Raw genomic sequence first — 21,509 nt, forward strand, 5'->3', positions numbered from 1 at the left:
AGACCCGAGGATAAAGCCAACTGACCTGAAACGCTGTGCCCGGACGCCAGCCTGAAAAGAGCGGCGCGGCCCCGGCCGCTACTACTCTGAAACAAGTCGGGAAATAAGGCCCGAAGGTTGCGTCTCGCTGGCTATTCACCCGAAAAACAACAAGCCCGGCTGCTCAAAGAGACGGCCGGGCTTGCGAAGCGGAAATACTGGCTCAGGAATCGGTCTTGACAAAAACCACCTGGGCCTTGTCGGCGGCGCTTATTTTGCGGCGAAACTCCACGTAGCCAGAGTATTCGGTGCGGGCAAAGCGCGTGACGGGCATGCGCAGCTGGCGCACGTACTGCAGGGTGCCGTCGGGCAGCGTCTGAATCTGGCTGGAGTAGGAGCCGAACGCGGTAGTCAGCTTCACCGGCGTGGGGAGACTTTCGGGCTTCAGGCCGGCCGGCACGTGAATCCGGATGGTATCGGAGTAGGCAAAGGCGTTGTCGAGCCAGATGTCGGCGCGCCGTTCGCCCACCGCTGCCGGCAGCGACGACCAGCGGCTGAGCAGGTTAGCTGACATAAACACCCGCTTGCCGCTCGGCGGGGCGAAGTTGGGCAGCGTCAGACCCAGGTTTTCCACCATCGACGGCACGGTGGCCGAGGTGCCGGGTACCAGGGCAAACTTGGTGATGTTGAAGTTGGCAAACGGCAGCACGTCGGCTACTCGTTTCTTCTGCTCGGCCGGGGCCAGGTTGTGAAACAGCATGCTGAAGTCGTCCTGCTCCAGGCCCGTGCGTAGCGTCCGGATGGTGGCCGTGGCGTTGCCCTGAGCGTCTACATACACGTCGGCACGCCGCTCCCGCCGGTTTTCGGCCACCCCGTAGCGCGGGGTGCGAATGAGCTTGCCCCCGGCCGGGGTGAGCAGCAGCGCGTGGCGGTTGCCGGTGAAGCCGCCCATGTAGTTAAAGGCCGTCGTCTGGCTCGTGCACTCCAGCCACACGGTATCGGGCTTAGCCGATTTAGCCAGCGGCACGCACAGTATCACGTGGTTGAACTGGCTGCTAGGGAATTGCGTGCGGATGTCGGGTTCGTCGGCGCGCACCAGGGCACAGTAGGCCGTCACGTCGGCAGCCTGCAGCAGGGCCTTGCAGTAGTTGGTCAGGGCTTTGCAGTCGCCGTAGCCATTGGCCGCCACCGACGAGGCCGGGAAGGTTTGCCAGCCCCCGATGCCCAACTGAATGGAGATGTAGCGCGTGTTGGCCTGCAGAAACTCGTACACCTTGCGGATGCGGGCCCGCTCGTCGGTTTCGCCCTGCACCAGAGCTACGATGCGCGCTTTTATGGCCGGGGGCAGCTCGTCGCGGCCGGCGTTCAGATCGTAGGTCCACTGGCCCAGCGTTTGCCAGGACGTAAGCGTGCCCCGGTGGCCCTGCACTTCAAACGCGGTAGGCGCCGTGAGTACGGCCGGGGTTTGCTCAGTAATGGGCGGAGCGTCATTTTCTTCTTCCAGAGCCGGCAAATCGTGCACCTGCCACTGGTAGACGTGCGTGAGCCCCTCCTGGGTATGCACCACGGCCGAGCCTTCCGGCAGGCGCTGCTCCTGGTAGCGCAGGGGCATATCAACGGGCGTAATGACCCGAAACGAAGAACTCTCCACGGCCAGCTGCTCCCGGGGCTGCGGGTGCCACGTCGAGTAAAAAAGCGGGTTGTTGGAGACTACCTCGTACTCAAACTCGACCGTGTAGGGGTAGGTAGGCTGGCGCAAATCGGCGGCGCGGCCCCGCCCGTCGTTGGCTAGGCTGATGCCGTCGGAGAGGCTGTAGTCGCGGATGTCAGCGGCGCGCAATTGGCGCACGACCAGCCCGGCGGGGTTGTATACCGTGCCCCGCAGGTAGCTCACGGTGTTTAGCTGGTCGTAGTACACCAGCTCGGTGGCATAGTCGGCGCCGGCCTCGTCCAGTATCGTCACGGCCCGGCGCATGGTTGCCACCGTCCGGGCCGCCGACTTGACCGTGAACGTCTCCTCCTCGTTGCGCACCACGGCGTGGGCGTTTTCGCGCAGGGCCGCCGGCAGCGCATCCACCGGATATTTCGGTACCGCGCCGCCCACCGCCTGGGAAATCGGCCCGGTCTGTAATAAGGCTACGACCAGCGTAGGCAAGAACAGGCGCCTCATGATTTCTTCTTGATAACGATCTGCTCGGCCTGCTTGGCCAGCATGCGGCTGTAGAACTCGCGCAGAAAGCCGTATTCCTCGGCCGAGTACATGGGCTTGCGCAGGCTCATGCGGCTGGCAATCTGCACGGTGCCCTGGCCGGTATCCTGCACGGTGTAAGTGAAGCGGCCACCGTTGTCGGGCAGCTCCACCACGGCCGGCTTGGGCAGCTCCTCGGCCTGGTAGCCGGCGGGCAGCGTAATGGTCATCATCACGGTTTCATCGACCTGGGCGCCAAAGTCGACCGGGAAACGCCGGGTTTCGTGATGAAACGGATTCTTTTCCTCCGAAAACTGGCGCATCGGGTTCATGTAAATCGTGCTGACGGGGGCATCCGAGCCAGCCACGACAAACTCGTAGTCAACAGCCAGGGGCTTAGTCAGCACTTCACGCTCCTTGAAGGCGAACTTGGGAATCGTCCAGCCTTCGTGGCTGCTGGCTACTTCCTCCATATACTTCTTCTCGCCGCTTTTCTGCAGCTTTTCGCGGCTCGACAGGGCCGCGTAGCCGCTGTGCTCCTGGTGAATCTTACCGGTGTAGCCGCCCCGCTCGTCCATGGTCAGCTGAACCTGACGGTACTGCAGAATGCGCTGGGAGGGGTTCAGGTTTATCCAGCGCGACTCGTGGGCCTTGGGCATAATCAGGCGGCCCGTGCCGCTGAGGCAGCGGGGGGGCAACATGCCGCAGGGCACCAGGGCCTCGGTGGCGTCCACAAACATTTCCTTGCCCTCGGGCAGGGCCACGTGGGCCACCACGTAGTTGAACTTGGAGAGCAGGGGCACGGCCTCGTTTATCATGCCATGGTCGCGGGTGCTGAGCAGCACGGGGTTAGCCGGCACGCCCGCGTCGCGCAGCAGGGCAATAAGCAGCAGGTTCACGTCGGCGGCCGAGCCGCTGTGCTGGTCGTAGCTGTGGCGCAGGGTGCTGGTGGAGTAGAACTGGTCGGTGCCGTTGTACTTCACCGACTTGCGCACCAGCTCGTGCACGGCGGCAATGCGCTGCGGCACGTCGGGGTATTTGGCCACCAGGGCTGTCGTCTGCTCTTTCAGGAAGCCGCCCCGCTTGAGCTGCGCGCCAAAGTTGTCGTCGTCGAGCAGGCTCTGGTTGATTTTCTCCCAGGTGTTGGCCACGCTCTTGTAGGGCTCGTCGGGCCATTTAATGCCGGCCAGCTCGAACTCAATCCGCGAAACGTAGTCCCGGGCCGTGGTCATGAAGGGCTCCGAGCGCAGGGCCACCACGTCTTTCATAGCCCAGCGGTGGTTGGTTACGCGTGCCATTACGGCGGCCGAGCCCGACGCGTGCACGTTGCTCGTGGGGTCGGCCAGCTGGCTGCGGCTCCAGCGCACGGTGTACTGAGTGTTGGTTTCCTCGCGCTCCTGCACGGTCAGGGGCTCGTAGCCGCCCATGAGCATCTTATAGTCGAAATACTCGGGAATGGCGGCCCGGTACTCGCTCCAGCGCGTGGGAATGGAGTGCTGAAACTGCCAGTCCTGGAAGTTAAAGATGAAGTCGGAGTTGATGACGTAGGTATACTCGATAACCGAGCCTTCGCGCACGTTGGGCAGGGTAAACTTGCGGGAGAAGTTGTTGACCGAGTGCTGCTCGGTAAATACGGCTTCCGTGGCCAGCTTTTCCTTCACCACCTGCCCGTTCACCAGGTTGTAAGTGAAGCCCTTCAGGTTGACTAGCTTCTCGGTCTGGCTGTCCTTCTTATAGAGCGGCACGCGCACGGTGGCCCAGTCGTAGCCCGATTTCTTTAGAATCTTGATGCGCGTAACCCGCTCGAATACGGTCCGGAAGCCGTCCTCGGTGGGCTCGAAGCGCGAGCGGCCGAAGTCGCAGAGGACCACGGCCTCGGCGGCGCTGTCGGCCACGAAGTTGGCGCCGGTCAGGTCCTTCTCATCGATTTTGCCAAACTTGATGGGGTCGGCCTGGCCCAGGACGGGCAGCGTAATGCACACGCTCAGCACGGCTACCGCTGAAATACAGCGTAGTAAAGGTGTAATCATACAGGGAAAAAGTATGGTAGGAAAACGGGGATATGCGGGTAAAAGCAGCTTGCCTTTTGCGGGCAGAAAGAACTGGAAATCAACAGTAGATAGAGGCGAGTCGGAGAGGGCGGATAATTCGTAGTTTAAAGGTGCGGAATTTTAGCATCACTGCCAACTGCCCGCATTTTCAGCCATGCTTTTTGGTGGGCATCAATGCTGGCGCTTCAGCACCAAGGGCTCGGCCTGCTTGGCCACAATGCGGGCATTAAACGCACGCAGGGCCGCGTATTCCGCCGGGCCGTACACGGGCCGGGCGTACTGGAGCCGGCTGAGCAGCTGCACCGATTCGGGTGTGGGCTGAGTTACCTGATACGTATAGCGCCCCCCGCCGGCCGGCAAGTCCAGCACCAGCTGGGCGGGCAGCTCCTGAGCTACAAAGCCCTTGGGCAGGGCCAGGGTAATAACGGTGGTATGGTCGCGCGGCATGCCAAAGTTGATCGGGTAGAGGCGGCTCTCAGCCCGGAAGTCGTAGGGCAAGGCTTCCGGCAGATTCAGCAGGGACAAGTAAAAAAGCGGGGCATCGGGGCTGTTGAGGGTGTGGTGCAGGGCCAGCTCCACCGACACAGGCTTTTCCAGGGAATCGACCACTAGCCGCGGGGCGCCTGGCTGCCACTCCTGCCAGCGCTGGGCGAGCTGGCCGGTATATTCGGCCGCCGAAGACTGCCGGATCTGGCGCCGTGCGGCTACGGCGGCGTAGCCGGCATATTCCAGTTTCATCGTGCCTTCCAGCTGGCCCTGGGGCGAAAGCCGCAGCTGGGCCGTGCGGTATTCGGTGTGGCGGCCCCCGGCCTTGAGGGGCACCCAGCGGCCGTTGGCGTCGGCCAGGCGGCCCTGGCCGTTCAGGCAGCGCTCGGGCAGCATGCCCAGGGGCAGCTGGGGCTCGGTGGCATCCAGCAGGATATCGGGGCGGCCCCGCAGACTCAGGTGGGCGGCCACGTAGTTGAACTGGCTTACGACCGGCACCACCGTTTGCACCTGGCCATGGTCGCGGGTGCTGAGCAGCAGCGGGGTAGCCGGCAGTCCGGCGGCGCGCAACGTCTGCACCAGCAGCAGGTTGATGTCGGCCGAGTTGCCGAGGTGGCGCTCGTAGGTGTGGCGTAGCGGCTGCGATACGTACAGGCGCGGCTCGTCATTGTACACCACGCTGCGCTGCACCAGGGCTAGCACGGCCGCCGCGCGCGCCACCGAGTCGGGGAAGCGCTGGCGCAGGGCTTCGGCGGCGGCGGTCAGCGGCGGAACCGGCTTTTTCAGGGCCAGCCCAAACTCAGCGTTGGTGCTCATGCTTTGCCAAATAGCGTCCCACTGGCCGGTCAGGTCGTGGTAGTCGCCGCTGAAATTGACGCCCGCCAGCTCGAAGTGGATGCTGCTCATGTAGTCGCCGGGCGTGGTCATGAACGGCTCGGGCCGGAAGGCAGGAACGTTCTTCATCACCCAGCGCATCTGCTGGGCCATGGCCGTAATGTGCTGGTCGGTGCCCGGCGTGATGCCCTGGGCCGCGGTGGTCACGGTGGTGCTGTAGCGCACGTCCAGGGCTTCTTCGATGGCGAAGGGCCGGTAGCCGTAGGTGATGGTTTTGTAGGTGTAGAACTGGGGCAGGAAAGCCCGGTACTCGCTCCAGCGCACCGGAATGGTGTGCTCAAACTGCCAGTCCTGCAGGTTGAAGACAAAGTCGGAGGTGATGACGTAGGTGAACTCAATGATGGAGCCCTCGCGCACGTCGGGCAGGGTGAAGGAGTACTGCAGGTGGTTTTTGTCCAGCGTTTCGCGGAACATCTTGCTGCCATCCAGCTTGGTTTTGACCAGCTGCCCGTTCTGCAGGTTGTAGGTGAAGCCCTTCAGGCGGGTCAGGTGTTCGGCTTCCCCGTCGCGGGTGTAGAGCGGTACGCGTACCGTGGCGTGCCGGTAGCCCGCTTTGCGGTGAATCTGGAGCCGGGCTGTGCGCTCGAACACCACCTGGAAGTGCGCGTTGCTGCCCTCGATTTTGGTCGTGCCGTAGTCGCACAGGTACTCGGCTTCGGCCCGGGTGCTGTCGGTAGCCGGGGCTGGGGCTGTAAAATCAGCGGCCGAAACAGCCCCGAACTGCAGCGGCGGCGGACCCGGCTTTTGGGCGAAAGCTACCCCATGGCTGCATACTAGTAAAGCGGCGAAAAGCCACAGGCGGGTAACGGTTGAAATCATGCGGAAGGCCCCTGGTAAAAAGAAAAGGACCTTAAAGGTGGGGGAAATGCCGGGCCCCGCCAAAAGTATTTTCAGGCCAGCACCGGAGGCTGCTTTTTCACGCCCCACAGCAGGTAGAGCAGAGCCAGCAGCGTGGAGCCCACACTAATGGCGTGCACGTAGGGCAAGTGGCTGTCGATGTTGCCATACACCCAGCCGGCCAGCAATGCCCCCAGTCCGATACCGACTTCCAGGGCAATGTACATGGTGGCCACGGCCCGCCCGCGCCGCGCCGGGTGGCTCAAATCCACTGTCCAGGCGTAGAGCGTGGGCGAGTTCAGGCCCGTGGCCAAACCGAACAGCACGGCCGAGCCCAGAAACAGCGGCACCGAGTGCTCCACCAGGGTCAACATAGTCAGGGCCACGACCATCATGGCCGTGGAAAGGCGCAGCACCGGCAGGCGGCCGTACTTGTCGGAGGCGCGGCCGGCCACTAGGCGCACCAGCAGGGAGGCCAGCGTGTAGCAGGTGTAGAACAAGCCTTTCTCGCCCGCACTCAGGCCCAGAGCCCGGCTTTGGTCGGGCACAATGGTGAGAATGGCGCCGAAGGGAAACAAACACAGCAGCGTGACCAAAGCCGGCGACAACACCCGGGGCTCCAGGATTTCATTCCGCCAGTCGAGGCGCAGCAGGCTCCAGCTGAAGCGCTGCCGCTGGGCTTTGGGCAGGGTTTCGGTCATGGTGCCCTGCACGGCCAAACTCAGCAGGGCCAGGCCCGAGGAGCAGTAGAACAGCGTGTTCAGGGAAGTGGCGGCCGTGATGTAGGGGCCCAGGGCCGGCCCGGCGGCCATGCCCAGGGAGCCAGCCACGCCCAGCAAACCCATGGCCTCGCCGCGCCGCTCGAAGGGAATGATGTCGGCAATAAAGGCGGCCGTGCCGGTGGGCTTGAACCCGGTGCTGAACCCGTGCAGCAGCCGCAGCCCCAGAAAGCCGGCCACGGTCGTTACCCAGGGATAAAAAAAGCCGCAGACAAAGCACACCAACGAGCCGAAGACCATCACCGGAATCCGCCCCACGGTATCGGCCAGCTTGCCGCTGAAGGGCCGCGAAATACCGGCCGTGAGGGTGAACAGCGCAATGATGAAGCCCTTGTACTCCGCCCCGCCCAGCCGCGTCAGAAAGTCGGGCAGCTCGGGCAGGAGCATGTTGAAGCTCATGAAAAACAGAAACGACGAGAGGCACATCAGCCAGAAACCAGCCGTGTACACTTTCTTGGAAGGTGGCAACATGAAGACGCGGGCGCGGATAAGGCCGCAAAGGTCGGCAGAAAATACGGGCGCTGCCGCAGCGGGTTCAAATGAGACCCGCGGCGGGCATACGCAGGGGCCGCGGGCCAGTGCTGCGTATCCTGTCATCCTTGATCTGACGTCCGCTGCCGTTTGGCACGGTTAGAACTGCGCCTGCAAATAGGGCCACGTGAAATAGAGAACAGCCCCTTGCAGCAGCGTCAGCCCTAGGGTAACGCCCCAGAAAGCAGCTTTGCGGTTTTTATGATGGAGCAGCAACATTGCCGCCCACGCCCCGGGCGCCGCGCCGGGCAGCGTCGCGAGGTGCAGCGTTTTTTCGGCAACGCGCCGCTGGTTCCGTTGGGCTTTGCGCTTATCCAGGGCGAAGAGCAGGAAACACAGGAAGTTGAAAAATAACAGGCAACTCAAGAGTAGCTTCATGGTGCGGGAGCGGGCCTTTCTGACCAGTCTGTCCTGAATTTGACCTGAATGGCTGCCCTGATCTGAACTGGTTGGGCGGGTTCAAAAAGGGGCGAGGAAGACGGGATACCAGCCGAGCCGCAAGTTATGGAGCTATGTTCAAGGAACTGGTCGTTTTCGTTAATCACGAGCCGTGGGTACTACTCAACGGGCTAATGTGCCAGCTTTCAAAGAGACTGCCAGCAATACTAACAAAGGGTTTGGGCCATAAGCCGGAACGCCTTAGAAATCTGGGCAGGGTCAGGGCAGGAGGAGTTCTGCAGAAAAGCTGCCGTAATACAGCTCCGACTACCCTGCGCTCGTCCCGCCACCGGATACTTCGGTTGCCCCTGCCAAAACGGCCGCTCACCAACTCCGGCCCGAAGTGTGTCGTAACCAGCGGCTATGTCCTGGTTATCCAAAAAGTTTTCGAAAATATCGGCCAAGCGGCCCCGGCCCGATGGCAAGCCGGCCCTGAGCGTGCGGGAGCGGGTGTCGGCCCTGAAGAACCTGCCCGAGTTTCTGCGCCTGATCTGGGACACCAGCCCCGCGCTGACGATGGGCAACATTGCCCTGCGCCTGGTGCGCGCGGCCCTGCCCGTGGCCATGCTCTATGTTGCCCGCCTGATCCTGGATTCGATTATCGGCCTGAGCCGCACCCCGGGCAGCTCCCTGACGCCCATTATCGGCCTGGTCGGCCTGGAGTTCGGCCTGGCTGTTCTTTCCGACCTGCTGGGCCGGGGCGTGGCCTTGCTCGACAGCCTGCTCGGCGACCTGTTTGCCAACCGCTCCTCTATCCGGCTGATGGAGCACGCCGGCCAGCTCGACCTCGACCAGTTCGAGGACAGCGTGTTCTACGACAAGCTGGAACGGGCCCGTCGCCAGACCTTGTCGCGCACGGTGCTCATGTCGCAGGTGCTTTCCCAGGCCCAGGACATCATCACGATGCTGTTTCTGGCCGTGGGCCTGGCTGCTTTTAACCCCTGGCTGCTGCTGTTGCTACTGGTAGCCGTGGTGCCGGCCTTTCTGGGCGAGTCGCACTTCAATGAGCGCAGCTACTCGCTGGTACACAGCTGGACGCCCGAGCGGCGCGAGCTGGACTACCTGCGCCAGACCGGGGCCTCCGACGAAACGGCCAAGGAAGTAAAGATCTTCGGGCTGTCGGGCTTCCTGATCGAGCGGTTCCGGATGCTCTCGGATGAGTTCTACCAGAAAAACAAAGCCCTGGTGGTGCGCCGGGCCGGGTGGGGGGCGCTGTTTGCTGCCATCGGGGCCGGGGGCTACTACGCGGCCTACATCTACATTATTGCACAAGCGGTGCGGGGCAATATCTCCATCGGGCAGCTTACGTTTCTCTCCGGCTCGTTTGCCCGCATGCGGGGCTTGCTCGAAGGCATCCTGAGCCGGTTCAGCAGCGTAGCCGAAGGAGCCTTGTACCTGCAGGACTTCTTCGACTTCTTTCATTTGCAGCCCCGCATTGCCCGGGCCGAAGGGCAGCGGGTACGCCCGTTTCCGCGGCCCGTCCGGGAGGGCTTTACGTTCGAGGACGTGGGCTTTCAGTACCGGGGCTCCAGCAAGTGGGCGATTCGCAACCTGAACTTCACGCTGCGGGCCGGCGAAAAGCTGGCGCTGGTGGGCGAAAATGGCGCGGGCAAAACCACCCTGGTCAAGCTGCTCTCCCGCCTCTACGACCCCACCGAGGGCCGCATCCTGCTCGACGGCCACGACCTGCGCGACTACGACCCGGCCGAGCTGCGCCAGGAAATCGGGGTTATCTTCCAGGACTTCGTGCGCTTCCAGCTTTCGGCGGGCCAAAACCTGGCCGTGGGCCGCATCGAGGAAAAGCAAAACCAGGACCGGATTCAGTCGGCTGCCGCCCAGAGCCTGGCCGATACCGTCATCAAGAAGCTGCCCGGCGGCTACGAGCAGATGATCGGCCGCCGCTTTGCTGGGGGCGTGGACCTAAGCGGGGGCGAGTGGCAGAAGATTGCCCTGGGCCGGGCCTACATGCGCGAGGCCCAGCTCCTGATTCTGGACGAGCCCACGGCCGCCCTCGACGCCCGCGCCGAGCACGAGGTGTTCCAGCGCTTCGCCGACCTGACCCAGGGCAAGACCGCCGTGCTGATTTCGCACCGCTTCAGCACCGTGCGCATGGCCGACCGGATTCTGGTGATTGAGAACGGGCAGTTTGTGGAAATCGGCTCCCACGAAGAGCTGCTGGCCCGCAACGGCCGGTATTCCGAGCTCTTCGCGCTGCAGGCCGCCGGGTACCGGTAGGATGCAAAAGGGCCTTGCGAGTGGTATTTTGTTGGAATGGAGCTGCCGACAAAATTTTTTTGCTAGTTTTTTGTCGCCAAACCAATACATAAGCCTCTCGGATATCGTATCTTAGGGTAATCTGCCTTTAAGTGATGCGCTGCCCATGAAACTACCCGCTACCCTGCTTTTTGGGCTCAGTTTGGCCCTTTCCGGCTGTTTTGCCGCCCGTGAGGCCCGAATTGAGTCTGATTATAGTTATACCGGTAATTTCCGGCGCTACCGCACCTACGAGTTCGTAACGGGCCAGGGTCTGGCCGCCGACACGAGCAAGCTGGGCGAGGTGCTGCGCGACGCTATCCGGACGCGCATGCGGGTGCAGGGCTACAAGCCGGCCCGCAGCCGCCCCGACCTGCTGGTGATGTTCCGGCTCTTCGAGGGCGACATGGCTTTTCGGGGCTACGCGCAAGAAGATCTAAGCCGCTGGATGACCTCGGGCATGGTAGAGGACGATGAAACTCCCAAGGAAAACCGGCAGGGGTATCAGCCCGTCAAGATGGTGCTGGCCGAAGGCACCCTGCTCGTCACCCTGATTGACAACCGTACCAATCGGGCCGTCTGGAACGGCTATGCTTCCGGCGTGACAGTACCGCCCGGCGTGCAGGGTGAGGCCGTGCTGCGGCGCTCCGTGCGCTCCATCTTCGACCAGTACCGCGTCTTCACCGAAGGCTACCTCGAAGGCGCCAGTCAGTAGTGGGGAAGTTGTTTGGAAAGCCACTCGAAACAGAAAAAGAGCGTCATGCTGAGCTTGCCGAAGCATCTTTACCGCAGTATTAACTACTTACCATTGCTTTAGAGCTATTTCGGCAAGCTCAACATGACGCTCTTTTGTTTTACTCTAACATAGCTAGCCCCGACCGGCATTGCGTACCTGAATCAGCTCTGCCGCTACGCTAATGGCAATTTCCTCGGGTGTGCGGCTGTGAATAGGCAAGCCAATAGGGGCATGCACGTGCGCCAAATCAGCTTCTGTATAGCCCGAGGCCAATAGGCTGGCCCTTAGCTCCCGGATTTTGGCCGCACTGCCCATCAGGCCCAGGTACTTTACCCGGTGGCGCAGCAGCTGGCGCAAAGCCACCTCATCGGGCCGGTAGCCGAAGGTCATAATCACCACATATTGGTTGTTGCCCTCCGCTATTTGCCCGGCCAGGGCCTCGTACTGCACCGTGCGCTTGTGGTGCGCATAGGGGTTGAGCTGGTGCGTATTCAGGCCAGCCCGGTCATCGAGTACCGTGATTTCAAAGTCGAGCGTAGCCGCCACGCGCGACAACGCCAGGGCCACGTGTCCGCCCCCTACGATGGTCAGCTGGTCGCGGAAGCCGAGGCGCTCCTGGTAGTGCCAGTCTGTACCGCGGCGGTACGAGTAAAAAGCGGCGTTTTCTGTCTCATCTAGTAAGCTTATACCGGCGGCTGACAGGTGTAAAAAGCCGGGGGTAGACTGCCGCAGCGCCTGCTCAATGGCATTTACGGCGGACAAGTCGTTAGGCATTACGGGATAAAGCAGCAGCACCTGCTCACCCGAGCAAATCATGCCAGAACGGTCGTCGGGGGCCTCTTTGCGGTGAATCTGGGCGCGGATAAGCGGCTGCGTATCGGCTGCCAGCATACGGGCCCGGGCCAGCTCCACGAACTTGTGCTCCATGATGCCGCCCCCGATGGAGCCAGCCATGTCGTCAGCCGATACGCTCATCTTAAATCCCTGCCGGCCCGGACTGCTGCCCGTGCTGCTGAGCACGCACAGCAGCGTGACGGGCTGCCCGGCCCGCAGGCTGCGCGCTATGTGCTGCCACACCGGAAAGTCGCGCGGCAGGGAAGGAGGAGCGGAATGTGAATCCACAAAAAGTACTGGGAGTAAAGAAAAAGCCCGCGTTTCTGCCCGTAAACGGCAAAATGACGCGAGCTTATAAAACTACGCTACGGTGCTGGATGCCAGCCGCACTACTTCCTCAGCCACCCCACTAGGGTACAGATTCAGCAACGCTTTTTCGGGCGTAATAGGCGCCGAGAAAGTGGGCCGGTGCGCGGGGCGGAAGGCACTAATGGCATCCCGCACCGCGAAATAAGCCCCGATGCCGTACATCAGCGGCGGCTCGCCCACGGCTTTGGAGCGCAGAATAGCCCGTGGGTGGCCAGGCGTTTCCAGGAAATGCACGTCGATGCGCTGGGGCACCGAATACAGGTCCGGAATCTTGTAGCTGTTGAGCGAGTTGCTCAGCAGGCGGCCTTCCTCGTTGTAAATCAGCTCTTCCATCGTCATCCAGCCGATGCCCTGCACCGCCCCGCCCTCAATCTGGCCCAGGTCGATGGCCGGGTTCATGCTTTCCCCAAAGTCGTGGACAATGCGCAGGGCGTCGAAGGTGTAGGTACCGCGCAGGCAGTCGAGCGTGACGGTGGTGTAGGCCGTGCCGTACACGTGGTAAGCAAACGGGTAGCCCTGGTTCGTGACCGGGTCGAAGTGAATATCGGGGGTGGCGTAGTGGGCGTTTTCGGTCAGGCTCACCCGTTTCCAGTACGCCGACGACACTAGCTTCTCCCAGTTCGTATCGGCGGGCACGCCGGCGGCCAGTACCTGCTCGTCCCGGATTTCCAGCCCTTCGTAGTTCAGCGTATACTCCAGCACGGCGTGGCGCAGCAGCCGCTCCCGCAGCGCTTCGCAGGCCATCTGGGTGGCTTTGCCGTTGAGGTCGGCGGTGGCGCTGGCGGCGGAAGGGGACGTATTGGCCACCCGCGTTGTATTCGTCGATTCTACCTTGATGCGGCTGGGCGAAATGCCTAGCGTCTGGGCTGCTACCTGGGCAATCTTGGTGTTCACACCCTGGCCCATTTCCACCGCGCCGGTGCTCACGCCCACCGAGCCGTCGGTGTAGATGTGCACCAGAGCGCGGGCTTGGTTCATGGGGGTTTTGGTGAAGGAAATACCGAAGCAGATGGGCATTACCGACAAACCCTTTTTCAGCTGCTCATTCTGCTGGTTAAAGACGTCGACTTCCTGGCGCAGCTTCGGCAAATCGTAGAGGTTGGCAGCCGTGTCCCAGGCCAGCCCGGCGTTGCACATTTCGGCCGGCTGCCGGTACGAAAACAGGTCGTTTTCGCGCAGCAGATTGCGCCGCTGAATCTCGCTGGGTGAAACTCCGAGCGTCTCGGCCGCCTTCACAATAGCCGACTCCATTACAAACATGCCCTGTGGTCCGCCGAAGCCCCGGAAGGCCGTATTGGGCGGCAGATTGGTGCGGCAGCTGTAGGCTGTGACCTTCACGTTGGGAATAAAATAGGCATTCGTGGCGTGAAACAGCGTACGCTCCAGCACCGCCGGCGACAAATCGGCGGCGGCCCCGGCGTTTTGGTAAAAGGTGACTTCATAGGCCAGAATCCGCAGGTTTTCATCCAGCCCGATGCGGAAGTCGGAAGAATAGGGGTGGCGCTTGCCGGTCATGCGCATGTCGGCCATCCGGTCCAGCACCAGCTTCACGGGCCGCCGCACCACGAAGGCACCCAGCGCGGCCAGGGCGCCCCAGGTCGTGGCCTGGTCCTCTTTGCCGCCGAAGCCGCCGCCCAGGCGCGTCACGTCCACCTCAATCTGGTGCATGCCGATGCCCAGCACGTGGGCCGTGTGGCGCTGCACAGCCGTGGGCCCTTGGGTGGAGGAAATGATGCGCACCCCGCCCATTTCCGTCGGGAAAGCATAGGCGCCCTGCGTTTCGATATACAGATGCTCCTGCCCGCCTGATTCGGCTTCACCCTCGAAAATATGCGCGCACTGACTCCAAATGGCGTCCGGGTCGCCGAGGCGGAAGGTGCGCGGCGGCACAATCAGCTCGCCCTGGGCCGCGGCCACGCGCGGGTCGGTGATAATAGGCAGCGGGTCAATGTCCGCGCGGATGAGGCGCAGGGCGGCCTGGGCCTGGTGCTCGGTGTCGGCCAGAACCAGCGCCACGGGTTGCCCGCGGAAGTGCACGTGGCCCTCGGCCAGCAGGGGCTCATCGGGCACGATGCCGCCAATCTGGTTTTCGCCGGGAATGTCGGCCGCGGTCAGAATGCGAAATACGCCGGGCGCCTGCCGAGCCTCGCTTAGATGAATGGCGCGCAGCACCCCGTGGGCCAGCGGCGACTCGAACACGGCCGCATACAGCGTGCCTTGCTGCACTGGAACATCATCCAAATATTGGGATTCGCCGCGCACGTGGCGCACCGGGTCAAGATGATTCATGGGAGAACAATTCGGGGAGAAAAGTAGGCTTGGGAGTAGCGCGGCTTCTCAGAAGTATTGTAAAAATGTAGCTGTCCGTCATGGTGAGCGGAGCCGAAGCATCTCTACCGCTTCGTTGTACTGCTGGTTGATTACCACTGCGATAGAGATGCTTCGACAAGCTCAGCATGACATTCTGTTTTCAGCAACGACCAAAAGAGTCAGCACGCGAGATTCCTCGCTGCGCTCGAAATGACGTTCTGCAGGGAACATAGTGCTTTACACCAGTTCGCGGAAGTTGAGTCGCTCGGGGAAAAATTGTAGAAAATGCGCGAACATCAACTGGCGTAACAACAAACGCTTGTACTCGGCCGTGCCGCGGGCGTCGCTGATGGGACTGATTTCCGTCTGGGCAATTTCATTGGCCGCGGCCAGCGTAGCCGGCGTTATTTCCTTGCCGGCTAGGAAAGCCGAGGTGCGGGCCAGCCAGAGCGGAGTAGGGCCCACCCCACCGGCCGACAGCCGCGCTTCCTGCACAAAACCGCCGCTGGTACGCAGCCACAGCGCCGAGTTGACGCTGGCAATATCGAGGTGGGTGCGTTTGGAAACCTTCTCGAAGTTGAAATAGTCGTCGGGCTGGGGCGCCGTGAAGCGGATGTCGAGTACCTGCTCGTCGGCGGCTTTCGTCAGGGTTTTGTAGCCGCTATACAGCTCGTGCAGCGGAATCTCGCGGCGCGGGCCCGCCGGGGCGCCGACCGTCACGGTGGCATTCAGGGCCAGGAAAAAGATGGTCAGGTCGCCGATGGGGGAGGCATTGACGAAGTTGCCGGCCACCGTGCCCATGTTACGAATAGGCGTCGACGACACGAGCTTCATGTACTCGGGCAGGCGCGGAAACAGCTGCTGCATCAGGGGCGAGGCGCGCAGGTTCTCGGCCGTGGTAGCGGCCCCCAGCACGATGCGGCCATCAGCATCTTGGCGAATGCCGCGCAGATTGGTTTGGTCATACACCAGCTGCACGGGCACTTCGCGCACATGCTCGGGGCGCTGCACCAGCAGGTCGGTGCCGCCGCCTACTATTTGGTGGCTAGTTGCTGGTTGCTGGTTGCTGGTTTCGTTCTGAAGCTCGGCTTTTAGTGCCTGAAGGTTGCGGGGCACTTCCTTAAAATAGCCGGGCACAAACTGCTGTTCGCTAAGCCAGCTTACCACGTTTGCGGCGGGGCGGGCGGCCAGCTGCTCGGTGAGCACGGCTGTGGCGCGCTCCAGCGACTTGTAGCCCGTGCAGCGGCAAATATTGCCGTCGATGGCGGCCAGGCCAGTTTCGGTGGTGGCGGACTTGGTGCTCAGGCTGTGGCCGGTGAGCGACATCACAAAGCCCACGGTGCAAAAGCCGCACTGCGAGCCACCTTCCTGCACAATGGCCTGCTGCACCGGCGTGAGCTTGCCGGCCGCGGCGTTGATGCCTTCCACCGTGACGATGTGCTTGCCGTGGGCGTTGCCCAGCGGCGTCAGGCACGAGGTCATCGACTGGTACTGCACGGCGCCATCGGGCTGCAATTCGCCCACCAGCACGGTGCAGGCCCCACAGTCGCCCTCGCGGCACCCGATTTTGGTGCCTTTCAGATGCTGCTGGTAGCGCACGAAATCGAGAAGGGTGCTGCCCGCCGGCTGGTCGGTGCGGATACGCTGATTATTAAGGTAAAAATGGAGCATGCAGAACGGAAAAAACCAAAGCGAAGAGCGGAAGTTAGCAAAAAGTCAGCAGGCCGGAAAACCCCGTTCCTTCATTGCTGCCAGCTGCCGGCGGTTGGTTTTCTTTTCCGGGCTGCCCGCAAAAGAAAAGCCCGGTTACCTGAGAGCAGGCAGCCGGGCTCGAAGCGCAGGCAGTGGCGGCTAGTTGCGGCCGGTCGGGATGCGGAACTGCAGGCCAATGGAGGGAATAAAGGTTAGGCCGCTGAGCTTGCTGCTCTTGTTGTTCAGCAGTTGGTAGGTGCCGTAGTTCTGGTAGTAAAGCGCCAGCGCCGGCACGATATAGGCGTATTTGAAGCCTACTTTCACGTTGGCAAACGCCCCGTACGAGGCAAAGTTCTGCTTGCGCTCCAGGCCCGGTATCAGGTCGTTGCCGGTGTAGATGTTGCGGGGCGCAAAGCCGTAGCGAAGAAAGGTGTGGGAATACACTAGGCCGTAGGAAACGGCCCCAATCTCCTCTTCCGGGCCAAACGAGTGGCTGAAGACCAAAGGAACAATCAAGTCGTTGCGGGTGGCCTTGAACTGCAGCAGCGCGTCGATGTCATCCAAGAAAGGAATGCTGGGCAGCTTGGCCCGCTGAGTGGCAAACTGCAGCCCGATGCTGCCATACATGGCCCCGGCCGGGCCGCCGGGCCGCTCGGGCGTGCCGGTAGGACCCATAAACTGGTACATGCCGTCAAAGACGTGAGAGCCGAAAGCGTATTTGTAGCCCACATCCAGCCGCTCGGCCACACCGTAGCGCACAAACAGGTCGGCGGCGGGCTGCACCGGGTCGAGAGCGTAGGCCAGGGCCGCTATCTGCACCTTGTCGACTAGCTCGCCCGAGGTGCTGTAATCCACTTTTTCCTGCTTGGCCAGTTGCACGGCGGCTTCTTTGATGGCCGAGCCGGTTTTGCTGATGGTTTCCGTCGGAATGTTGAAGGCCTGGTTGCCTCCTACTTTAAACTCGCCGCGGGGCGTGACTTTGCCCGACATCGTCATGACGCGGGGGGCCGTGCAGGCGGTGGTGAGCAGGGTAGCCAGGGTCGTCAGGGCCAGACCGGCACGCAGGAAAGGAAGTCGTTTCATAAGCCGAAGCGGAGAAGTAAGGGCGGCAAGGTCGCAAGAAAGCCGCAACCCGGTTGCCAAAACCACGCCGAATGTACGCGGCCGGCGGGTTCTGATGGTGCGGAACCGGACTTTGCGGGCCGGTGTCTACCTTAGCAACAGCAAAAGGTGGGCGGGGTCAACCGGCCCAAACCGCCTTTTCGAACCAGTGCAGAATGGACTATGAGTAAGCTGCTGCCTTTTTTTCGGTTGACGTGCCTGCTGGCTCTCGGTCTGCTGGTGGGGGCGGGGCGGCCCCAGGCCAGCAAGCCCGCTCCCAAGGCCACGGTGTACGTATTCCTGTCGGATACCTGCCCGATTTGCCAGACCGCGACGCTGACCCTACGGCAGCTGCACGCGGCCTACGCCCCGCAGGGCGTGCAGTTTGTGGGCGTTTTTCCGGATCAGGAGCTGCGGCCCGCCGACCTGATTCTGTTCGGCAAGCAGTACAAACTCCCCTTCCCGCTGCGCCTCGACGAGCACCAGATCCTGACCCGGCGGTTCCAGGCGCGCATCACTCCGGAGGTTGTCGTGACGGCCGCCGATGGCCGCACGGTGCTCTACCAGGGCCGCATCGACGACTCCTACGTGCGCCTGGGGCAGCGCCGCATGGTTATTAAAAACCACGAGCTGCAGGATGCTCTGGCCGCCATTGTGGCCGGCCGGCCTGTGGCGCCGGCCCGCACCGAGGCTGTGGGCTGCTTTATTACCACGCTCACGCCCTAGCGGCCAGCCGCGCGGTGGCGCTGTGCCCGATATTTCAGTTATTTGACGGGTACAACCAGTCACGAATTCCTTCCATGAATATTCTGTATGGAGTGCCGGGCGAGGGCCTGGGGCATGCCACGCGCAGCAAAGTGGTCATTGCCCACCTGCTCAGCCAGGGTCATAATGTGTGCGTTGTGAGCAGCGCCCGGGCCTACCAGATGCTGGCCGCCAACTTTCCGGGGCGCGTGCACGAAATCCGCGGGTTCCACCTGGCCTACAAAGACCTGACAGTATCCAAGTCGCGCACGGCCGCGCTTACGCTGCGCACCGCCCCCGACAATCTGCGCGTCAACTTCGCCAAGTACCGCGAGCTGCTCTGCGACTTCGTGCCCGAGCTGGTGATTTCCGACTTCGAGTCGTTCAGCTACTTCTTTGCCCGCTGGCGCCGCCTGCCGCTCATTAGCATCGACAACATGCAGATCATCAGCCGCGCGCAGCTGGATGTGGCGGTGCCCAGTGCCGAGCGAGGAAACCTGAATGTGGCCCGGCAAATCGTGCGGGCCAAGCTGCCGCGCAGCCGCCACTACCTGATAACGACCTTCTTTCAGCTGCCCGTTCTCAAGCCCGATACGACGCTGGTACCGCCCATCATCCGGCCCGAAATCCTGGCCGCTGTGCCTTCCCAGGGTGAGCATGTGCTGGTGTATCAGTCGGCTACCAACCAGAAGGATCTGGTGCCGATGCTGCAGCAGCTGCCCGGTCAGCAGTTTCGGGTGTACGGCTTCAATAAGGATGAAACCCACGGCAACGTGCAGCTGTGCGCCTTCAATGAGCAGGGCTTTATCGATGATCTGGCCAGCGCCCGGGCCGTTATTACCAACGGGGGCTTTTCCCTGATCAGCGAAGCCGTATACCTGCGCAAGCCCATCTGCGCCATTCCGATTCCGGCCCAGTTCGAACAGTTCCTCAACGCTGCCGAAGTGGAAAAGCTGGGCTACGGCCGGCATTTCGACGCGCTGACGGCCGACAGCGTCAAAGCCTTCCTCTACGACCTGAGTGGCTACGAGCAGGCCCTGAGTGGCTACGAGCAGGCCGGCAACGACGCCCTGTTTGCTCACTTGGAAGCCTTGCTGCAGGACATCAGCGGACCAGCCCAAACGGCGAAAAAAATGTTGGCGCCCCGGTAAATAGTTTGGCAAACCAGCCAGATAGTAGGGCAGGGGCCTGGCGGCAACAGGGGAATTTGGCTATTTTCGGGCACCCATGACTCACCACAACTTCTGCCGTTGGGCGCTGCTTGGCGCCCTGGCAACCGGGGCGGCTACCAGCTTCACGGCCTGCACCGCTCCGCCCCAAACTTCCGCTGCCGCTACCGTCGCCAATAAGTTTGGGGATGCCACGCTGCGCCAGATTGCTACCGCGCAGGATGAGCGGCAGAGCGCGACCCTGCTGCCTTTTTTGAATGGGCCCGAGGCCCTCTACCGCCGCGAAGCTGCTCTGGCCCTGGCTTCGGTGCAGGATAAAGCCGCCGTGCCGGCCCTTACCGCCCGCCTCACCGATGAGGATGCCAGCGTGCGGCTTGCCGCGGCGTATGCCCTGGGCCAAACCGCTGATACTACCGCCGAAAGTGCGCTGCGGGAGCGGGTAACGCAGGAGAAGGATGCGCAGGCCCGCTTCTACACGCTGGAAGCACTGGGCCGCTGCGTGTCGCGGGCCGGGCTGAGCAATCTGGCCAAGCTGCCCCCGGCGCTGGGCGCCGATACGGCAGCGTTGGCGGGCCAGGCCTGGGGGCTCTACCGGGCGGGCTTGCGCGGAGTGACATCAGAGGTAGCCGTGGCGCGACTGGTGCAGCTGCTGGGGCCGGCCAATCCGTACCGGGCCCGGCTGGCGGCCGCCAACGCCCTGGCCCGCACCCGGGGGCTAAACCTGAATTCCTATGCCGTTGCCATCGGGACCAGTGCCCAATCCGACCCCAGCTACGCGGTGCGCAGCGCATCGGCAGCGGCCCTGAGCAAGGCCAGTGCTGCCGTCACCGTGCCGGGCGTGCTGACCACCCTGGCCCGCCGTGACCCCGACTACCGGGTGCGCATCAGTGCGCTGCGCGCCATGACGGCCGCTCAGTACGCCCCCGTGAAAGAAGCGGCCTGGGCGGCCCTTACCGATGCGCACGAGCATGTAGCGTTAGCCGCCGCCGAGTTTTTCCTGAACCACGCGGCCGGCGAGCCGGGCGTGCTGTTCCTGGAAAAGGCCAATAAGCTGAGCGCTTGGCGGCCCCGGGCTACGTTGCTGGCGGCTGCGCTGAAACTGGGTGGCCCCGAGCAGAACGCCATTCGGGCCGCAGTGCAGGAGCGCTACAAAGCCACCTCCGACCCATACGAGAAAGGCTATCTGCTGAAGGCGCTGGGGGAAGATCCGGCCGCGTACGAGTTTGTGCGCAATGCTACCTTCGCCACTGAGCAGCCCGTGGTAATCGGCACTTACGGCATAGAGGCGCTGGTAGCCATGCGTCGCCTGCCGGGCTTTCCGGTGGAGCAACAGCCCACGTTTGCCCTCACTCTGCAGCGCGCCATCGGTACCCGCGACGTAGCCGTGATGGGCACCGCCGCCGAGGCCATCCGCGACCCGAAGCTGGATATGCGCCGTCTGTTTGCCAACGCTGCTTTCCTTAAGGAGGCCCGCGACAAGCTCGTGTTGCCCCGCGACCTGGAGGCCTGGCAGTCGTTGCAGCAAACCATCGACTATTTGGAAAAGAAGGACGCTACGCCGTTGCCGGTTGCCAAAGCCGCTACCCACCCCATCGACTGGGCCGCCGTGCGGGCTATTCCGGCCGGGCAGCGGGCCCGCATCAGCACCAGCAAAGGGGCAGTCGTGTTCCGGCTGTTGGTGAATGAGGCCCCGGGCTCGGTGGCCAGCTTCGTGCAGCTGGTAAACCAGGGCTTTTACAACGGCAAGAACTTTCACCGGGTCGTGCCCAACTTCGTGGCCCAGGGCGGCTGCCCGCGCGGCGACGGCTGGGGCAGCTCCGACTACAACCTGCGTTCTGAATTCGCGGATCTGCGCTACGGGGAAGGTGCCGTAGGCCTGGCTTCGGCGGGCAAAGACACCGAAAGCTGCCAGTGGTTTATTACCCACGCGCCCACGCCCCACCTGGATGGCCGCTACACCATTTTTGCCCAGGTCGTTAGTGGCATGGACGTAGTGAGCCGCCTGGAAATCGGGGACCGGATTGAGAAAATAGAACTCGTACGCTGAACCCGCTTAGCACCGGTAAATCGGTAGAAACAGCAAGGGCCACCAGTAATCTGGTGGCCCTTGCGTTTGGA

At 62.6% G+C, this 21,509-nt stretch carries 14 protein-coding genes; 5 read left to right on the forward strand and 9 right to left on the reverse strand.

The genetic code is table 11. The features are described from left to right. Nucleotides 1–202: 202 nt before the first annotated feature. From LGH70_RS18975 to LGH70_RS18995, 5 genes are all read right to left on the reverse strand, one after another. Nucleotides 203–2,149: a DUF3857 domain-containing protein gene (locus LGH70_RS18975; RefSeq protein ID WP_226188933.1), complete on the reverse strand. Its 1,947-nt coding sequence runs from the start codon at nucleotides 2,147–2,149 to the stop codon at nucleotides 203–205. Next, entirely contained in the window at nucleotides 2,146–4,197 is a 2,052-nt protein-coding gene (locus tag LGH70_RS18980) for a DUF3858 domain-containing protein (protein WP_226188936.1), read from the reverse strand. The genes LGH70_RS18975 and LGH70_RS18980 overlap by 4 nt, the downstream gene beginning before the upstream one ends. 192 nt (nucleotides 4,198–4,389) lie before the next feature. Next, nucleotides 4,390–6,417, reverse strand: coding sequence for a DUF3857 domain-containing protein (locus LGH70_RS18985; RefSeq protein ID WP_226188939.1), 2,028 nt, complete (start codon nucleotides 6,415–6,417; stop codon nucleotides 4,390–4,392). Nucleotides 6,418–6,488: 71 nt separating this feature from the next. Further along, nucleotides 6,489–7,685 carry an MFS transporter gene (locus tag LGH70_RS18990; RefSeq protein ID WP_226188941.1) on the reverse strand — a complete coding sequence of 399 codons (1,197 nt, stop codon included), beginning with the start codon at nucleotides 7,683–7,685 and terminating at the stop codon, nucleotides 6,489–6,491. Between the two features lie 159 nt (nucleotides 7,686–7,844). Further along, nucleotides 7,845–8,111, reverse strand: a complete 267-nt coding sequence (locus tag LGH70_RS18995; RefSeq protein WP_226188943.1) for a DUF1294 domain-containing protein — start codon at nucleotides 8,109–8,111, stop codon at nucleotides 7,845–7,847. A gap of 435 nt (nucleotides 8,112–8,546) precedes the next feature. Here LGH70_RS18995 and LGH70_RS19000 point away from each other — a divergent pair, with 435 nt between their 5' ends. Continuing rightward, nucleotides 8,547–10,418 (forward strand): ABC transporter ATP-binding protein, encoded by a 1,872-nt coding sequence (locus tag LGH70_RS19000; RefSeq protein WP_226188945.1) that lies wholly within the window; start codon nucleotides 8,547–8,549, stop codon nucleotides 10,416–10,418. Between the two features lie 145 nt (nucleotides 10,419–10,563). Further along, entirely contained in the window at nucleotides 10,564–11,151 is a 588-nt protein-coding gene (locus tag LGH70_RS19005) for a DUF4136 domain-containing protein (RefSeq protein ID WP_226188947.1), read from the forward strand. Between the two features lie 153 nt (nucleotides 11,152–11,304). Here LGH70_RS19005 and LGH70_RS19010 read toward each other — a convergent pair whose 3' ends face one another. The 4 genes from LGH70_RS19010 to LGH70_RS19025 all read right to left on the reverse strand — a co-directional run bounded on the left by LGH70_RS19010 (nucleotide 11,305) and on the right by LGH70_RS19025 (nucleotide 17,460). Then, entirely contained in the window at nucleotides 11,305–12,294 is a 990-nt protein-coding gene (locus LGH70_RS19010; protein WP_226188949.1) for an XdhC family protein, read from the reverse strand. A gap of 72 nt (nucleotides 12,295–12,366) precedes the next feature. Beyond that, nucleotides 12,367–14,664, reverse strand: a complete 2,298-nt coding sequence (locus LGH70_RS19015; RefSeq protein WP_226188952.1) for a xanthine dehydrogenase molybdopterin binding subunit — start codon at nucleotides 14,662–14,664, stop codon at nucleotides 12,367–12,369. A gap of 258 nt (nucleotides 14,665–14,922) precedes the next feature. Continuing rightward, a complete protein-coding gene (locus LGH70_RS19020; protein ID WP_226188955.1) occupies nucleotides 14,923–16,356 on the reverse strand; it encodes an FAD binding domain-containing protein in 1,434 nt (477 codons plus the stop codon). Nucleotides 16,357–16,536: 180 nt separating this feature from the next. After that, a complete protein-coding gene (locus LGH70_RS19025; protein ID WP_226188957.1) occupies nucleotides 16,537–17,460 on the reverse strand; it encodes a hypothetical protein in 924 nt (307 codons plus the stop codon). 201 nt (nucleotides 17,461–17,661) lie between these two features. On the opposite strand from LGH70_RS19025, the gene LGH70_RS19030 reads away from it, so the two are divergent. The 3 genes from LGH70_RS19030 (at nucleotide 17,662) to LGH70_RS19040 (ending at nucleotide 21,438) form a co-directional block, all read left to right on the forward strand. Then, nucleotides 17,662–18,204: a redoxin domain-containing protein gene (locus LGH70_RS19030; RefSeq protein ID WP_226188960.1), complete on the forward strand. Its 543-nt coding sequence runs from the start codon at nucleotides 17,662–17,664 to the stop codon at nucleotides 18,202–18,204. A 74-nt stretch (nucleotides 18,205–18,278) separates the two neighbouring features. After that, on the forward strand, nucleotides 18,279–19,373 hold the full coding sequence (locus LGH70_RS19035) for an MJ1255/VC2487 family glycosyltransferase (protein WP_226188962.1): 1,095 nt from the start codon (nucleotides 18,279–18,281) through the stop codon (nucleotides 19,371–19,373). A gap of 76 nt (nucleotides 19,374–19,449) precedes the next feature. After that, complete coding sequence (locus LGH70_RS19040; RefSeq protein WP_226188965.1) at nucleotides 19,450–21,438, forward strand: peptidylprolyl isomerase; 1,989 nt, start codon at nucleotides 19,450–19,452, stop codon at nucleotides 21,436–21,438. Nucleotides 21,439–21,509 lie beyond the last annotated feature (71 nt).

It is taken from the genome of Hymenobacter nitidus (assembly GCF_020447315.1).
In the GTDB taxonomy this organism is placed as follows: domain Bacteria; phylum Bacteroidota; class Bacteroidia; order Cytophagales; family Hymenobacteraceae; genus Hymenobacter; species Hymenobacter nitidus.

What these genes read in the sequence shown, in the direction of transcription:
- LGH70_RS18975 (WP_226188933.1), bottom strand. Translation starts at nt 2,149, where the DNA reads ATGAGGCGCCTGTTCTTGCCTACGCTGGTCGTAGCCTTATTACAGACC.
- LGH70_RS18980 (WP_226188936.1), bottom strand. Translation starts at nt 4,197, where the DNA reads ATGATTACACCTTTACTACGCTGTATTTCAGCGGTAGCCGTGCTGAGC.
- LGH70_RS18985 (WP_226188939.1), bottom strand. Translation starts at nt 6,417, where the DNA reads ATGATTTCAACCGTTACCCGCCTGTGGCTTTTCGCCGCTTTACTAGTA.
- LGH70_RS18990 (WP_226188941.1), bottom strand. Translation starts at nt 7,685, where the DNA reads ATGTTGCCACCTTCCAAGAAAGTGTACACGGCTGGTTTCTGGCTGATG.
- LGH70_RS19000 (WP_226188945.1), top strand. Translation starts at nt 8,547, where the DNA reads ATGTCCTGGTTATCCAAAAAGTTTTCGAAAATATCGGCCAAGCGGCCC.
- LGH70_RS19005 (WP_226188947.1), top strand. Translation starts at nt 10,564, where the DNA reads ATGAAACTACCCGCTACCCTGCTTTTTGGGCTCAGTTTGGCCCTTTCC.
- LGH70_RS19015 (WP_226188952.1), bottom strand. Translation starts at nt 14,664, where the DNA reads ATGAATCATCTTGACCCGGTGCGCCACGTGCGCGGCGAATCCCAATAT.
- LGH70_RS19020 (WP_226188955.1), bottom strand. Translation starts at nt 16,356, where the DNA reads ATGCTCCATTTTTACCTTAATAATCAGCGTATCCGCACCGACCAGCCG.
- LGH70_RS19025 (WP_226188957.1), bottom strand. Translation starts at nt 17,460, where the DNA reads ATGAAACGACTTCCTTTCCTGCGTGCCGGTCTGGCCCTGACGACCCTG.
- LGH70_RS19030 (WP_226188960.1), top strand. Translation starts at nt 17,662, where the DNA reads ATGAGTAAGCTGCTGCCTTTTTTTCGGTTGACGTGCCTGCTGGCTCTC.
- LGH70_RS19035 (WP_226188962.1), top strand. Translation starts at nt 18,279, where the DNA reads ATGAATATTCTGTATGGAGTGCCGGGCGAGGGCCTGGGGCATGCCACG.
- LGH70_RS19040 (WP_226188965.1), top strand. Translation starts at nt 19,450, where the DNA reads ATGACTCACCACAACTTCTGCCGTTGGGCGCTGCTTGGCGCCCTGGCA.